Source organism: Acinetobacter brisouii CIP 110357 (assembly GCF_000488275.1).
In the GTDB taxonomy this organism is placed as follows: Bacteria; Pseudomonadota; Gammaproteobacteria; order Pseudomonadales; family Moraxellaceae; genus Acinetobacter; species Acinetobacter brisouii.
The window spans coordinates 2348-20009 of record NZ_KI530764.1 but is presented as its reverse complement, the minus strand read 5'-3'; the positions used below and the strand labels follow the sequence as shown (position 1 = coordinate 20009).

The window sequence follows — 17662 nt, the reverse complement described above, 5'->3', positions numbered from 1 at the left end:
TCATAACTTCATAACTTCATAACTTCATAACTTCATAACTTCATAACTTCATAACTTGGACTGCTCCCAGTATCCTAGATATGAGATAGCCTGATTTTGAAGCTGCCTCAAAGGCTTCTGGACTCATCCCATCGAGATGCGAATGACGTCTGATTCTATTGTAAAACATCTCGATATAATCAAATACATCTGCACGGGCCATTTCTCGTGTTTTATAAACCCCTTTTTTAATTCTTTCCTTCTTCAAGCTGCTAAAAAAGGGTTCAGCAACAGCATTATCCCAACAGTTTCCTCTGCGGCTCATGCTGGGTATTAAGTTATCCTTCTGACAGAATTTCTGCCAGTCTCCACTGCTGTATTGTGAGCCTTGGTCTGAGTGTGGATCAGGTTCATTAGGTCTGCATCGCCACACTGCCATGAGAAGTTCATCCAAAACGATATCCTTGGCAAGCGTAGGTTTCATTGACCAACCGATGACCTTTCTTGAATATAAATCAAGAACCACAGCCAGATATAACCAGCCTTGCCATGTGCGAATGTAAATTATATCAGTCACCCAAGAGGTATCAGGTGTGTTTACAATAAACTCTCGATTTAAATGGTTAGGTGGTGCAATCTGAGGACGACCGCGACCATAGCTTTTATGCTTCTTATATCGCTCGAACAGCGACAATACAATTGTTCTTCATGATCTCTCTATAGGCCCGCAGCTTTCACCCAATTCTTTTAGATCCAGCGTAATACGACGATAACCATAGATGCCATAACTGACCTCATAAGAAGAACGGATGAGCTGTAATAACCGCTTATCTTCAATAGTCCTACCTGATTCGGGTTAATGCAACTAGGCATAGTAACCAACACGAGCGATCTTAAGAACCTTGCACATCGTTTTAATCTTAAATTGATGGCTGTATTCCAAATAAACTGATACTTTACTCGGGCAGGCTTGCAAAGCGGCGTGAAAGCAGTGCTTTCACTTTAGGATGTCCCGTTATCTTCAGTCTGTTTAAGCTGACTTTTAAGGCGAAGGATTTCTTTCTTTGGCTCGAGCAGTTCATGTTCATCAAGGTTGTTGCGTAAAGGCTGTACTGCCTTTAGCCATTTATAAATGCTGTGCTGTGATACACCTAAACGTTCTACGACATCAGTGACAGAATATCCATGTTCGGTAATCAACTTAACAGCTTCATCTTTAAATTCTGGGGTGTATCGTTGTCCACTCATAATGTTCTCTCCTATGCAAAAAGAATAGACGAATTTTGTTTAGGAGAGTGGTGGCAGCCCAAAAGACAAGAAAGTTATGACTATTCGGATGGCTATGGATCGATTAGATGAGGCTAAGTTAGAACTAATTAAAGAATTTTTAAAGACTTTAGATCAGTTTTTTATACGTTTCGTAGAGCAGTGCTTAACTATTGATCTATTAAAGAGCCTATATATATCTGACAGACTTGAACTATTTTTAATAATACTTTTATAAACATATACATATGAATTATTTTCTTGGAAATTATATTAATATTAAATAAAACTTAAAAACATATATTTACTAAAAATATATATACATATTATAATATAGTTTTTACAAAAAATATTTGTAGTTGTACATGTACATAAAAGAAAAAATCTTATTTTTTGCAATTTTATCTATACAGTCAAATGCGTTATTTGCTTTACCCAATTGGCAAGAATTTACCTTTCAAAAGGACGAAAATAAGCCATTAGTTGTAAGTGTAAATCAATTGAGTCAATTTCAAATTGATCGTATTTTAAATCAAAAAATCAATATGCCTTTAAGTAGTTTTTCTTCTCCACAAGAAAGAAAAAATGAATTTTTAAAAACAATTGAATTAGCTTTGATGAAGCATCCTGATATTCAACAGCAGATTCAGAATATTCAGGGGCAAAATGCAAATATTGATATTGTAAAAGCAGGTTATTATCCACATTTGTCCAGTGCAATGACTACTGGTGATTTTTCAAGTCGTGAAAGAGGAAGGCAACTGATTAGTTTAAGTGCCACGCAACTACTTTATGACTTTGGAAAAACGCAATCGAGTGTAAATGCTGAAAATGCACAACTTGCTGTAAAAAAACTGAACCTTCTGATTAAAATCGATGAAATCGCATTAAAAGCAAGTTCTTTAATCATTAATATCAAGCGCTCACAAGAAATAGTTAGAATTGCTGAACAAGAAGTGAAAGGAATCCGACATATTGTTGAGATTACACAACTTCGGGCTAAAGCAGGTTTAAGTAGCCAAGCTGATCCTGTACAGGCTCAATCCTATTTGCAGATCGCACAAACCAATTTACTCGCTCAACAATCACTATTAAAACAATACCAACTCCAGTTACAAACTTTGGTTGGACTAGAACAAAGCTTAGGAAATTGGGAAATTCCAACGGCTTTAACCCTCAATTCTGCTTTATATGATGAGCCAAAATTTAATCGTATTCCGCAAATGATGGCCGCACAAGCAGAAATCTATGTTGCTCAAGCTAAAAGATCCCAAGCAAAAGCTGAATATTATCCTACAGTTAATTTAAAAGGCACTTTAAGTCAGGCAGTGAATGGCCGAAACCCCAATACCAATGAGCAAAATGGGCATGATAGCAGCATTATGTTAGAAGCTACTGCGAACTTGTTTCAGGGAGGGGCAACTGCTGCACAAATTCGTGCCGCAAGTTATGCAGAGGATGCTGCAAAATCTAAATTAAGTTCTGACTATCGGAATATTTTGGATCAAGTACAACTCATACGAGAGCAAATTGAAAATAAACAACGGCAACTACACATTTTATTGGCTAGACAACAAGTGACAATTAAAACAAAAGAATTATACCAAGAACAATATAAGTTGGGTACGCGTTCTGCTTTGGATTTATTAAATGCTGAACAAGCTATTCACAGTGCAAGTTCTGATATCGAAAATGCTCGATACGATATTTATAGCAGTTTAGCCCAATATATTCAGGTGACAGGTAGAACACGAGATGTCTATGAATTAGATCATGTATCCATACAAGGTGTAGAGATTCAACCATGACAACAAAAATAAATTATACTGCTTGGTTGCAGGCAGTTTTATTGATAGCAAAACATTATCGCATTGAATATTCAGAAGAGCGGATTAAATTGCAATTGCAATGGAGTTCTGAACAAACGCATGAAGCGATGCTCCAGTTTATCTCTCGCCAAGTTGGTTTATCTACAAAAAAAGTACAACTTAATGATGAAATATTATTAAATGCATGGCATTTACCCATATTGATTGAGTTAAAAAATGGGCAAGTTGGTGTTGTTCATCAAATCAATGCTCATGGAATTTTAAGTGTGCAATTAAGTGGTGAGCAAGGTTTATCACAGCAATTCGCATTTACAGATTTAAAAGAGAATATTCAGAATATTTATATCTTAAGACCAGAGAAATCTGTTGCTGATGTACGTATTGATGAATATATCAAGCCTTATCAGCCCAATTGGTTTTGGAATATTATTTTTAAAGATTGGAAACGTTATATTGATATTTTATTGGCATCCTTAATTGCCAATATCTTGGCATTAGCAACCATGATCTTTTCCATGCAAGTTTATGATCGTGTTGTTCCATCACAGTCTATTCCGACTTTATGGGTATTGGCAGGTGGTGTATTAATCGCTGCAATTTTTGAGTTTACTCTCCGAGTTGCTCGAATTTACTTATCGGACATGATTGGTAAAAGAGCAGATTTGAAAATTTCTGATCAAGTTTTTGGTCATGCCTTACGAATTAAAAATAGCCAACGACCGAAGTCTACAGGAACTTTCATTTCCCAAATTCGTGACTTAGAAGGCGTGCGTGAGTTAGTCACGTCAACCACGCTGACCGCAATTGCAGATTTACCTTTCTTTATCTTATTTTTGATTATTTTTGCCTTAATTGGCGGAAATTTATTTTGGATCATGCTTGTTGTTGTGCCTCTTATGATTATTCCTGGCATTTTGGCACAGAAACCGTTAGCTAAACTTGCTCAGCAGGGAACCCGTGAAGCTGCTATTCGTAATGCTGTTTTGGTTGAAGTTGTTCAAGGCATTGAGGATATTAAATTACTCAGAGGCGAGTCTCGCTTTCAAAATCAATGGAACCATATGAATGATGTTTCTGCAACGATTAGCATGAAACAACGAAAAATCGTGGGTGTAATGACTGCATGGACGCAAAAAATACAAGGTTTGACTTATGCCATAGTGGTTCTTGTTGGCTGCTTTGCAGTCATGAATGGTGAAATGACCACAGGTGCACTGGTTGCTTGTTCAATTCTCTCATCAAGAATGCTCGCTCCAATTGCACAACTAGCAGGTGTCTTGGGACGTTTGCAGCAGGTTAAAACCGCAAAACACGGTTTAAATGAATTAATGAAAAAAGAAGTCGATCAGCCTGAACAGGCGCATTTGATTCATCGACCTGCTTTATATGGGAAATACCACCTAGAAAATGTGCAGTTTAAGTATCAGTCAGATGATCTACAACCCAATTTAAACCTGACTACACTGAATATCCAACAAGGTGAAAAAATCGCGATTCTTGGGCGAAATGGGGCAGGAAAAACGACTTTATTGCAGTTACTCGCAGGGATGCAAATTGCTCAACAAGGAAAGATTTTTCTTGATGATCTGGATTTAACTTTGATTGACCCTGCCGATGTTCGACGTGACGTTGGACTATTGAATCAAAATGCGATGCTGTTTTATGGCACGATTCGTGAAAATTTGACTCTGGGTGCACCTTTAGCAACCGATGAAGATATTTTTCAAGCCTTAAAAATGGTCGGAGCTTTAGGTTTTGTACAAGCAAAAAAACAAGGATTAGATCACTTAATTTTAGAGGGTGGAACTGGCTTTTCTGGTGGTCAGCGCCAAGCTTTATTGCTCGCACGTTTATTGATTCGTCAGCCGAATATTCTACTTTTAGATGAGCCTACTGCTGCAATTGATGATGTGGCAGAAAAAGAGTTAATTGAACAGCTTAAGCAATGGTTAGGTAATCGCACCTTAGTGATTGCAACCCATCGACGGGCAGTTTTGGAGTTGGTTGATCGTATTATTGTCATGAATGATGGAAAGATCGTGATGGATGCACCACGTAGTCAACTGATGAAAACTGAATCGAGCTTACAACATACTGCAATTGCTGGAGGTGCTTAATGGCGACCCAATTAAATACAACAACCGTCGTCAAATCAGCTTTAGCAGAGCCTAAATTGCCAAAAGCCAGTTTGATGATTTGGATTATTAGTTTAGGTCTGAGTATCTTTGTGGTTTGGGCAAGTGTTTTTAAGTTAGAAGAAGTGTCTACAGGCACAGGAAAGGTCATTCCTTCATCGAAAGAACAGGTCATTCAGTCTTTGGATGGCGGTATATTAACGCATTTATATGTTAAAGAAGGACAAATCGTTGAAAAGGGGCAAATCTTAGCACAGCTTGATCCAACGAGATATGCATCTTCTGCTGGCGAGTCTGAGTCTGTATTGATTGCAGCACAAGCAAGAGCAGCTCGACTTCGAGCAGAAGTCAATCAAACACCATTAACTTTTCCTGTAGCCGTAAAAAAGTATCCCAAACTTATTCAAGAAGAAACAGCACTATATCATGCTCGACAACAAAACTTACAAGAATCTGTTACAGGCTTAAACCAAGCTTTGGCTTTAGTTCAAAAGGAACTCGCTATGACAGCACCATTGGTTGAGAAAGGTGCAGCGAGTGAAGTTGAGGTTTTACGTCTAAAAAGACAAGCAACAGAGTTGCAGAATCAAATTCAAAATACACGTGATCAATACATGGTCAGTGCTCGTGAAGAACTTGCCAAAGCCAATACTGAAATAGAGAGCCAACAAGCTGTCATGAAAGGCCGGGCAGATAGTGTCCAAAAAACCATGATCAAAGCCCCAATGCGTGGCATTGTAAAGCATATTGATACCATCACTTTAGGGGGGGTGATTGCTCAAAATGGTAAGTTGATGAGTATTGTCCCTGTCAATGAAAAGTTGCTGATCGAAGCACGGGTTTCACCACGAGATATTGCATTTATTCATACGGGATTGCCTGCACTGGTCAAGCTGACTGCTTATGATTATGCAATTTATGGTGGATTAGCTGGCAAAGTGACTGTGATTTCACCTGATACTTTACGAGATGAGGTCAAACAAGACCAAGTTTACTATCAAGTTTATATCCAAACTGATCGTGACCATTTAACGAATAAAGCAGGTCAGAAATTTAGTATCACTCCTGGGATGATTGCCACAGTAGATATTCGGACAGGGGAAAAGACCATATTAGACTATTTATTAAAACCACTGAATAAAGCCAAAGAAGCTTTACGTGAGCGATAATCTTTGGTTTTGACCAAATCAAAAGCATATAAAAGAGACTTTACCATGTAAATAATTTTAGATTATTAGCGTAAATTTTTTAAAACTATGCTTAAAAGAAATAGATTTATATTCTGTATATTTGAAAATATTTTAATTTTATTAAATATTTTAATTAATTTTTATACTAAATGATTTTAATTAAATCAAAAATGGAGCAAAACAATGGGTTTTATTAATGCAGAGATTACTGAACAAGACCGTTTAGATTATGGAACAGATGATTATGCTATTCCATATTTTAAAAGTGCAGAAAATTGGACAATTGACCGAGAAAAAAAAATGTTCTTATTTCGTTATTGGAAAGGGCATGAGTTAGGCGTGGATACTCATATTTCGATATGGGTCTTTGGTATCAATGGTGGGCTGTTGAAATTTACCAAAGAAATTTTGGAATATAAAAAAATAGAAGACGGTCATTATTATTCCAAACAAAAACTGACAGACCTTCAAATCATTAAAGAAGTGAATGTGGATCGGCAGCAACTGTTACAGTATATTGTTGAGGCGATGGAGGTGTGTAAGGAGCGAGGGTTATTTTCTTCCATGAAAAGTTATGACCTTGTGGTTGAGCTGAGTGAGGTGCTTTAACATGCTCAATAAAACACAAGCCTTAACTGAAATTGAAAGTCGCACTGTAGGACTACAAGGTGATGCCCTGAAGCAAGAGTTGACCCGTATCGTCAATGAAACATCCGTTTATGCTGAGGGCAACACCACCTATCTCTATGCGGGCAGTGGTACACCTGTAGCAGGTAGTATGAAAGCAGATGTGAATGCAAGAGTAATAGATAAAACTGCGGCATCTGAATTATTGCTCAGTGATAAATTTCAAGCCAAACTGGCTGAAGCCTTTGGTGTTTTAGACGACGAATTAGATAATTTACCTCGAGACCATGAACTCAATCAATTTTTATATGATGGAGAAACAGGGCTTTGGGCACAAACATCCAAACGCTTTGTTGAAGAAACAACAGGTGAAGTCCGAATTATCACTACCGAACCTCGACTGAATAGTGTTTTGGTACAAACTGAAATCCCAACACTTGTTGAAAAAATAGCCAATGGTGGTGAAGGGATTACCAAAGTTGTTGGTTACTCTATGGATGATTTGGCTAAAATTCCACATGAAAATATAGCGAATACTTTATTACAAACAGGAATTACCCAAACATATTTTACTAAACCCACACCAACAGATTATAAAAATTTTGTGGAGCTTACCCCTGAAAAATTAGCGCAGGCTATATCCACGAGTAGTTCTGAAGACGTAAATCATGGTCTTGGATTAACACAGCGATTTGAACTTCCTGAGGGAATGGGTAAAGTTTTAAAGGGATTGGGAGTATTTGGAACTGTTGTAAGTGTATTGCTTGTTTCGGGTGAGGCTGGTGCAGCCGAACTTGCAGGTAATCATGATCAGGCAAAACAGATTGTAAAAGATTGGGCTATTGATTCAACAGGATCAATGATCGGCGAAGTTGCTGCTGGAGTAGTAGCAACAGCTTTTGCAGGAGTTTTGGTGACTGGAGGTATAATTTCAGCACCTGTAGCAGGTTTACTGGTTGCTGCTGGTTCAATTGCTGGTGGCATTTATGGTAGTGAAACCGCTAAAGAATACTATGATAAAGCAATTGATTATACAGCAGATTTGATGGAACAGGCGCATGATAAATATGAAGGTTGGAAAGATGATATCAATAACTTTATTGATAACACCTCAGATAAGATAGATGCAGCTGAGAAATATATAGAAGATAAATATCAAGAATTTCAAGATTTTCTTGAAAAAGAATACGATAACGCAGAGAAATTCATAAAAGATATGTCAGATGCTTTTCTTGATGGTCTCGATACAATGAAAGATCTTGTACATGAGGGCATAGATAAAGCAGCTGATTTCTTTGATGACATAAAAAATACAGCCAAAGAATATGGTGAAAAAGCATTTAAAGATCTCCAAGATGCATGGGATGATGTCAAATCAAAAGCCAAGGAAATGTATGAAAATGCGAAATCAGGTTGGGAAAAAGTAAAAGATGCATTTCATGACTATGCAGACAAGGCATGGGATTCACTTCCAGATAGTTTTCAATCATGGATTAATCAAAACCGTGATGGTAAATACCATGTATATGACCCATTAGCATTAGACTTAGATGGCGATGGTTTAGAAACCTTGAATATGAATAAATGGTCAAGTGTTCTATTTGACCATGATAATGATGGGCTTCGTACCGCAACAAGTTGGCTTAAATCAGATGATGGCTTTTTAGCTATAGATCGTAACCATGATGGTTTAATTAATGATGGTAGTGAGTTATTTGGTGACCATTATTTACTTCAAAATGGTACAAATGCGAGCAATGGCTATAGTGCTTTAGCCGAATTTGATACGAATGGTGATGGTAAGGTTGATATACAGGATACTCAGTTTAACGAGCTGAAAGTATGGCGAGACTTAAACCAAGATGGCACAAGTCAATCTAACGAACTTTTTAGCCTAACAGATGTTGGTGTTAAAAGTATAAACGTTGGAAATACAAATACAACGACATCTTTAGGTAATGGAAATATTTTAGCACAGACAGGGAGCTATGAAACTTTAGATGGTCAAACCAGACTTGCAGGAGATATTAATTTCTCATTTAGCAAAATGTACAGTAAATTTAGCCAAATAGTGACTTTAAGTGAAGAACAACAAAATACAGTAAATTTAAAAGGAACAGGGCGCTTACATGATTTACGGGAGGCAGCAGCATTATCACCCGAACTAGCATCTACTCTGGCGCTTTATAGCGCTGCTCAGACAAAGCAAGAACAACAGTCTTTACTTGGACGATTAATTGAAGAATGGGCAAGGACAGATCCTGAATTTGATATGACTTCTAGTTTTATACTAGGGACACAATGGGTTGCCACAGCATCAAGTGGTATTGCGGTAACGCCTGGTCAAGCTGCAGAGTTAAATAAAGGTCTGATCGTTGTTGATGATGCTTGGACAAGTCAGTTCAAACAAGCTCAATTAAAAATGAATATTTTAAATGCATTTAGTGGGGAAAATTCACGAGTGGTGTATGCAGAAAATGCTGTAGCACGACAAAATTTACTCAATAATATAAGCAATACTTACAATAACTTAGAAGAGTCAGTGTATAAGAGTTTATTGTTCCAAACTCGGTTAAAACCTTATATTGATGCAATTCATGTTAAAGCAACTGATAGTGGTTACTCATTTGATTTTTCTGGAATTACTTCAAAATTTAATCAAATATTTACAACAAATCATGAAAAAGCTTTTGTTGATCTAAGTGATCTGCTGATATCGAAAATAGGTTTATTAAATGATTGGCAGCCTAATGGAATTACTTTATTAAAAGAATACTTAGAGTATGGATCGGATCATGATTTCATACATATATGGCAACAATCAGTTGATAATTCAGAGCTTCAAAAACTTGGTTTTTATTTAGGAAGTGCTAATGCTGATCATTTAATGGGTAATAGCGAAAATAATTTCATTTATGGTGGAGCTGGCAATGACATCTTAGATGGTGGAGCAGGAAATGATACCCTGAATGGCGGATCAGGCAACGACATTCTAAATGGCGGAACTGGATACGATACCTTAATTTATCAATTACTTTTGAATTCTGATGCATTAGGTGGGAATGGCAGTGATACATCCTCTGATTTCATAGTTGGTAATACTGCAACTAATCTAAATGCAGACAAAATTGATATTGGTGATTTGCTTGTGAATTATACAGGAGATTATAACTCTGCTAGTTTAGAACCATTTATTAAGACAATTGTGAGTGGTAATAATACACAACTCTATATTGATCGAGATGGTGGAGATACACTTTATAATAGTACATTGTTATTAACATTAAATAATGTAAATACCAATCTAAATGATTTAATAAATAATCAGCAAATTATCATCTAATCTTATAAGGTCTGTAGCTATCGATTAAACAATAGTTTTACAGACCTTTGTATTATAATGAGTGTTGTTTTTGAATATGCATTCAAGGGTATTTTCTTAAGATCATTTTTTCCTGATTCCATAAATTTAAGTCCCGTTGATGTGGTTATGACTACAAAATAGCTTGAATGATTGGTCCTATAATGGCAAAAGCGAGAGAGAATCAAGAAGAGAATATATGCATTAAGAACTGAAGCAAAGTCGGATATCTTTGAATATATTGAAATGTTTTACAATCGAATCAGGCGCCATTCGCACCTCGATAGGATGAGTCCAGAAGCCTTTGAAGCAGCTTCAAAATGAGGCTGTCTCATGTCTAGGATACTAGGAGCAGTCCAAGAGAGGGAGAATTAGTGTGTATTTCTAATGCATCTACTGCTGAGTGTGCAGTTACTTTGAGTAAAAAAACTCAAGTAGCTTAAATTATATTTCTTATTTAATTTACAATAGCTTAGCTTAATTTTTATAGATTAACATAATTAAAATCTAGTACACTCCTAATTTTTTGTAAAAACATTTAAAAATCAATGTACTTACATATATCTTTTGTTAAATTAAAATGGAATTATTTTAAGCATATATGTAATACATATAATTCATTTAAGATATAATGTAAAAACTTAAAATCTTGATAAATAATTAAAAATGCACATTCATTTTACCCTAGAACATACACCAGAATTTGAAGTGTCTGGGTCAGTAGAAGTCGGTTGGTTTTTGGTCGATGATCAAGCCTCTATTTTGTATGCAGCTCCATATCGGATGCGTTCACAATCCAGTACCAAACATGCCAAGTCAGCCAGTCGCTGTCCTGCGGTCTTACAACTGGAAAGTCGTTACTTTGTAATTAATTGCCCTTTTGATTTTCATTTGCGCTTTGAACGAGATGCTCAGGGACATCCTAAGTTGGTCAATGTACTGGGTGATGCATCACCTGTTCGTAATAATAAATTGCGTGAGTTACTGACACTGGTCAATGAAAACGAATGGCGTACGCCGCAAGTGCCGATTCTTCAGCTTAAATTGCCCTATTGCTTTATTGCCGATGAAGCCGTGTATATCACGCAGTTAGATGCCTTTGGGCATTATCGTAAGCATCCATTACCAGGCACAATTTTTGGTGGACGTTTCCCGATTCATATTTGGCCACGCCCGCTGATGTGGGCATTTGAGTGGCATGACACTTCGAAAGATTTGATTTTAAAACGGGGCGAACCTTTATTTTATTGTCAGTTTGATGCATTTGATCCTTCGCGAACCATAAAGCTGATTCAGGCAGAAAAAACACCTGAGTTGACCCAGTATATGCAGCAGATTTCTGGGGTGGTGAATTATGTGAATCAAACATTTAGTTTGTTTAATGAAGTGGAGAAGGTGAGACCAAAAAAATTAGTAAATAATAAAAGGAGTCATTGATGAAAAAAATAATTTACTGGATATTATGTATTATATTTTTAATATGTTTAATTTATATATTTATATTTGCTAAAAATAAATATTGTTATTCTTATAAGAGTTTAGATTTAACTAAGATGGATTCTTTAAAAGTACAGTATGCAAAAAAACTGATTGTCGATAGAGCTTGGGAGATATATCGACCTAAGCCAGATACGGATTATGATGCTGGAACTGGAGATGTTTATATATCAAAATATGATATTAAAGATATGGATATGTTAATTAAGATAATTAAAAATTCAGATCGCAAAAAATCATTTGTAGAAAATTTTAATGTGATTGCCGGAGCAAATCGTTTAGAGATTTTTGCAGATGGAAAAAAGGTTAAATTACCTGCAAAAGGTAATGGTGTTTCAGCTGAAGAATTAAAACATTATAAAAAGACGACCAAACGTGTCTATGATATTTTAGATCCTTATATTACTCCAACTTCAACCATTATTATGATCACTAACGATGGTCATACTGCCCATGCAGAAGTCTTTCCAGTTTCATCTATGATTTTTTATAAAGCAAAAGGCCTCCCTGATAAAAGAATGCGACGAGTAGAAAAATATGTTAGTCGTTTTTGGCCTGAAGGTGATTTTGAAAATTCAAAATATATACTAAATTTAAATTATTATGATTTTATTGATCCTCTATTATGCTGCGATCAATACTCTATTGATGAGAGATTAAAAGAAAATCTTAAAGATTTATCAGAAGGCGGAAATTTGGATCAAGATGGGAAACGAAGAGATTATTTTAACCATCATGTCAATTTAGATCAGCTTAATGGCACAAATGAACAGGATTATTCTTTTTTTAGTGATAATTTCCATAATTATAGTCACCGTTATAAAAAAGCAGAGGAAATTTCTTTAGCAGGAAAATATCTGTCAATTATTGATATGCAACATAGTGCAGGTATAGGTCTTCCAATGGAATTTGGAATCAAGGTCAATGCATGTAACTTTAAATAACAGTAAATAATAGGAATAAATCATGAGTACCATCCCAACAATGTTTGAAATTATATCCATGTATCTCTATGAAAAGGCAAGTAAGTTGTAATTTTTAAAAGGATTATATATGAAGCTATCACATAAAATAATAATCGGCATTGTTTTAGTTGTGCTTATTTATATTCTTGTCAGAATGATTATGTGGCAATATGAAGAATATAATGAAAGAAGAGATTATTGTACAGCGGAAGGGAAAGTTTTAACAGAAGAAGAAAAGTTAAAAAATATACGTGTAAATTTTATCAAATATTATTTGCTAGATTGGTCAAAAAATTATGCAGGTCATAAATTTAGTATTATTGGAATCTCTAAATATGATCTCTCCGATGGAGAAAAAGTCATCGATTTGATAGCACAAGCAGATTTTAATAAGTCTTGGATAGAAAATCTGGGTATTATCGCGACGGGGTCGATTCCAGAATATATCCATAGACGTACTTGTCTAAGCAAATCTCGGCATTGTTATGAATTTAATGAATCTAATAATGGTTTGGTGACGTTGTGGAATGCTGATAACAGCATCAATATCGAATATGTAAAGGCTCTCCCTAAAAATTATTCAATGATTTTGGGTGAGGGGTATATTTATCCGCTCTCTACACTACAAAAAATTGATGCTAAGCACTATCAAATATCAATTTATAGTATAGATCAGAAATGCTGTGATAGACAAACCATTGAAAGAGAATCCCCATTTGTAGGTAGTAATCTTACGAATATTAGTAGCCATCCAGAAAAATATGCTGCATTTCATCGTGGAGAAATAGATATTACACCAGAGCCTGAATTACGCTTAGATCAAATTGATGGTAAGACCATCGATGATATTTATGTGTCTAGATTCTATGGTGATGCATTGTTAGATAAACCACAACAAGTGCAGAAATATGGATTATTGTGGAGTGCGGGTGGTTTAAGAGGCTGGCAACCATCTATGCGTAAATTGAAGGTCACTGCTTGTGGCAATATTGTAGATATAAAGTAATTATTAATCTAATAGGATAAAAATGATGAGTACCATCCCAACGATGTTTGAAATTATATCCATGTATTTATATGGACAAAAAACAAAACCAGAAGATTATCTAGATGAAAAATATATCGGGCGATCTGTTGATGCACAAGGTATAGGTTCTACAGTAACGGTAAATGCAAGTGAATTTATGACCACAGGTGCAGGTCGTTATATTGATGTGGGTAATTTCTTAGCAGTACGTAAGTTTTTGGCAGGGGAATATAATCTTGCTCCTAAAACTTATACTACAGAACAGTTTTATGATGCAATAGGTTATCCAGCTTATCAAACTAATACAGGAGCACATTTAGGTGTTTCAAATTATGGTCTAGATACTAATAGTGCTGATTATTTAGATCGTGCCTATGTATTTGGTTCTATGGAATTTATGATCAATGAAGACGCAAGATTTATTGTTGAAAATGATGGCTCATTTAAAATTGAAAATATAGCAGTTGTCCCTTTGACAGATAATTTTGATTATGATGGTGGTGGTATTGCAGCAGGCGTAACAAATTTTCTGACAAAAGACGTGATAGATCCTTATGGTATTGGTAAAACCGTTAAGATTATTTTTGATAAATTAGGTGAAGTACCAAAAGTTGATTTATCAGAAGGTAATTTGTTGGAGTTAATTAATCAACAAGATTATTTTGATTCAATAAATCGTACAGTTTCAGGTCAGCCAGTACCAAATGTATTAAAATTAGCTGAAGGTTTAAAAGATATTTTAAGCTATGATTTGACACATTATTTTGATTCTGAAAATAGATTAATAATCTATGGAACTAACAGTGCTGATTCATCTTCTATATTAACAATTAAAGCTAAATATCTTTTTGATTTGGCTGTGCTTGCTCGAGCATACAGAGAGTTCCCTATTTATTCTGCCCTTGCAAATAAAATCGCAGATATACAGGATGCTATATCCAATAGTAATGGTATTTACTATATTGCGGGGGGTGGAAACGATGAAGTTAATGCAACAAGTAAAAATGATATAGTCTATGGCGGTTCAGGTAATGATGAACTTTATGGCGGCGATGGTGCAGATGTATTATATGGTGGAAATGACCTAGATAAGTTATATGGAGGTGATGGTAATGACACGCTAATTGTAAGCGGCTCAAGTTCTGAAGAGATCGCACTCGATACATTCAATAATGAAGCTTATGGCGGTGATGGCAATGATTATCTTTATGGTGGAAATGGAGATGATCATTTAGAAGGTGGAAAAGATGTTGATGTTCTTTATGGTGTTGGAGGAGATGATACTCTAAAAGGGGATGAAGGAAATGATCGACTTTATGGAGGAAATGGAGGTGATCAGCTTTATGGTGGTGATGATGATGATTTATTATTTGCAGGCGAGGGAGAAAATGATTCTCGGGACAAAAGTAATAATCACTTATTTGGTGGTTTAGGAGATGATAAGCTTTTTGGAGCTGTTGGAAATGACATTCTAGTTGGAAATGGAGGAGATGATTATTTATATGGTGGAGATGGAAACGATAAACTGTATGCGGGTGATGAAGGTAATGGCTTAAGGGATAGAGGAGGAGAAGGCGATTTTCTTTATGGTGGTAAAGGAGATGATACGCTTTATTATACCAAGAGCATACTTTTTGGTGGAGAGGAACGTTTAGAAGGTGGAGAGGGCTTTGACACCTATAAAACTGACGGTAAGCTTACTATTATGGATGAAGACGGAAAAGGTATTTTATTCTATAAAGATAAAAATTTGCTTGGCGCAAATATGAATTATCAATCTGATACATTATCTTTACCTGAAAAGTTAGATTTTAGTAAAAATAATTATGATATTAATGATAAGACAACAGCTCGATTGGTTGAAATTATAAGAACAGAAGACTATGTCAGATATTTAGTGACTGGTGATATTAATTTTAAATATAAAGATCTAACAACGGAAGGTTTAGATAACCGAGAACTTGGCATCAAATTTTATGTTACGGTTTATAAGGATATGCCGCCTGCTCCACCAATTTTTCAACCACCAAAGAATCTTCCAACTCCTTCTGATCCACTAGTATTAGATTTAAATCACGATGGGCTTATTAATACTACACATATCTCAGAAGGTATAAATTTCGACTTAGATGGTAATCAATTTGCAGAAAATACATCTTGGGTTTCAGGTCAAGATGGGTTTGTAGTTTTAGATATCAATGAAAATGGTGTTATTGATAACGGGAGTGAGCTATTTGGAACAGATACATTATTGGCAGATGGAACAAAAGCCAATGATGGTTTCATAGCTTTAGCACAATATGATAAAAACCAAGATCAAGTTATTGATAATAAAGATGATATTTATAAAGATCTCAAAATATGGAAAGATTTGAATCAGGACGGTATTTCACAAACTGAGGAATTGTACAGCTTGTCTGATTTAGGAATCACCTCTATTTCTCTCGCTAAAAAAGCAATTAATGTTACAGATAGTAATTCAGTTACTCATACGAACCAAGCTGAGTTTACACAGCAAATTTTAGAAAATGGGGTTTTAAAAGAGATTACTGGATTGACTGAAACTTTATTATTTCAGGTGAATACATCAAATACTGTTTGGCAAGGAGATAATCCAAGTTCAGAACAACTTCCAGCAGATATTTTATCGTTACCAGATATCCCAGGATATGGATCAGTAACTTCTCTACATATTGCTATGGCAAGTGATACGACTGGAACGTTAAAAGGGCTGGTCACCCAGTTTGAAGATACAGCTGATTTAGATGAGCAGCTAGAGCTTACACGTCAGATTTTACTTTATTGGACAAATAGCCAACACATTCCTGTAAATGCTTCTACATTTTTTAGTAATGGCATGAGTATGCAGCAATTCTCAATACTTAAAGCATTGTGGGGGAAAGAAACTGAATGGAAAAACTGGACGCCACATGATACGGCCGCAAGAGAGCTTGAAGGTTATTATCAAAAGATTTTAGAAAATTTATATAGTCAATTATATATTCAAACAAAAAAAACAGATTGGATGGATTTTATTGTATTTAAAGAAGAACAAGTTTATACAACATCAGCCTCTAATGGATCAGGTACGATACAGTATAGTACCTTTAATGGTAAACCTCCATCAGTTACGGTCGAAGAAAAAGGCGGCTCAACATCATGGCAACTTATAGATACAATATGGCATGCTGATTTTAGTCTACTTATTGAGCGTTTAATAGATACATTAGCTTTAGATAATCAGTCAGGTAAAGACCAAATACAGCAATTGAAGTTTATTATTCATAGTTTAGACCCGAATCATACGATCTTATATAGCGAGTTTTTTAAGCAAGCAACGGATATAGCATCTACTTTAGAAGATAAAAATATTAGTCATTTATTTCTAGCAGAAATATATAAAGATGATGATGATATATCTGGTACGAGTCTAGCCGATATTATTAGGTCATTCTCTGGTGATGATGTTATCCAAGCGTTAGCAGGAGATGACCAGTTATATGGAGGTGAAGGAGATGACCAATTATATGGAGGTGAAGGAGATGACCAATTATATGGTGATGAAGGTAATGACCGAATCTATGGTGGTGATGGGAACGATGCACTTATTGGTGGAACTGGAAATGACTATCTAGATGGTGGTGTGGGTAACGATAATTATATTTTTAGTCTGGGTGATGGTCAGGATACGATCCAAAGCTATGAATATAATCCGAATAAACTAGATCGCATTGTATTTAGTGAAGGTATTGCTCCCAAAGATGTCAGTCTAAAGCGCCAAGGCAA

Annotated in this window: 9 protein-coding genes and 2 pseudogenes; 10 read left to right on the top strand and 1 reads right to left on the bottom strand. The window is 35.6% G+C overall.

Features of this window, described 5'->3' with window-relative positions:
- Positions 1 to 40: 40 nt before the first annotated feature.
- Positions 41 to 1227 (bottom strand): annotated as a pseudogene (locus P255_RS13250) (IS3 family transposase).
- 383 nt (positions 1228 to 1610) lie between these two features.
- On the opposite strand from P255_RS13250, the gene P255_RS13235 reads away from it, so the two are divergent.
- The 10 genes and pseudogenes from P255_RS13235 to P255_RS15695 all read left to right on the top strand — a co-directional run.
- The gene (locus P255_RS13235; protein WP_004898146.1) at positions 1611 to 3053 is read left to right on the top strand and encodes a TolC family protein; all 1443 of its coding nucleotides are present in this window, start codon (positions 1611 to 1613) and stop codon (positions 3051 to 3053) included.
- Positions 3050 to 5191, top strand: a complete 2142-nt coding sequence (locus P255_RS13230; protein ID WP_004898148.1) for a type I secretion system permease/ATPase — start codon at positions 3050 to 3052, stop codon at positions 5189 to 5191. The genes P255_RS13235 and P255_RS13230 overlap by 4 nt, the downstream gene beginning before the upstream one ends.
- Entirely contained in the window at positions 5191 to 6378 is a 1188-nt protein-coding gene (locus P255_RS13225; RefSeq protein WP_004898150.1) for an HlyD family type I secretion periplasmic adaptor subunit, read from the top strand. Before P255_RS13230 ends, P255_RS13225 begins: the two co-directional genes overlap by 1 nt.
- Positions 6379 to 6582: 204 nt before the next feature.
- Entirely contained in the window at positions 6583 to 7008 is a 426-nt protein-coding gene (locus tag P255_RS13220; RefSeq protein ID WP_004898151.1) for a hypothetical protein, read from the top strand.
- 1 nt (position 7009) lies between these two features.
- Complete coding sequence (locus P255_RS15085) at positions 7010 to 10369, top strand: SPM autocatalytic domain-containing protein (protein WP_023274454.1); 3360 nt, start codon at positions 7010 to 7012, stop codon at positions 10367 to 10369.
- 189 nt (positions 10370 to 10558) lie between these two features.
- A pseudogene (locus tag P255_RS15245) lies at positions 10559 to 10711 on the top strand (IS3 family transposase); the annotation flags it as partial.
- 342 nt (positions 10712 to 11053) lie between these two features.
- Positions 11054 to 11824, top strand: coding sequence for a hypothetical protein (locus tag P255_RS13210; RefSeq protein ID WP_004898154.1), 771 nt, complete (start codon positions 11054 to 11056; stop codon positions 11822 to 11824).
- The gene (locus P255_RS13205) at positions 11824 to 12828 is read left to right on the top strand and encodes a hypothetical protein (protein ID WP_004898156.1); all 1005 of its coding nucleotides are present in this window, start codon (positions 11824 to 11826) and stop codon (positions 12826 to 12828) included. The genes P255_RS13210 and P255_RS13205 overlap by 1 nt, the downstream gene beginning before the upstream one ends.
- Before the next feature lie 109 nt (positions 12829 to 12937).
- Positions 12938 to 13855 (top strand): hypothetical protein, encoded by a 918-nt coding sequence (locus P255_RS13200; RefSeq protein ID WP_004898158.1) that lies wholly within the window; start codon positions 12938 to 12940, stop codon positions 13853 to 13855.
- A gap of 25 nt (positions 13856 to 13880) precedes the next feature.
- The coding region (locus P255_RS15695; RefSeq protein WP_035365632.1) for a calcium-binding protein at positions 13881 to 17662 on the top strand (3782 nt) is incomplete at its 3' end.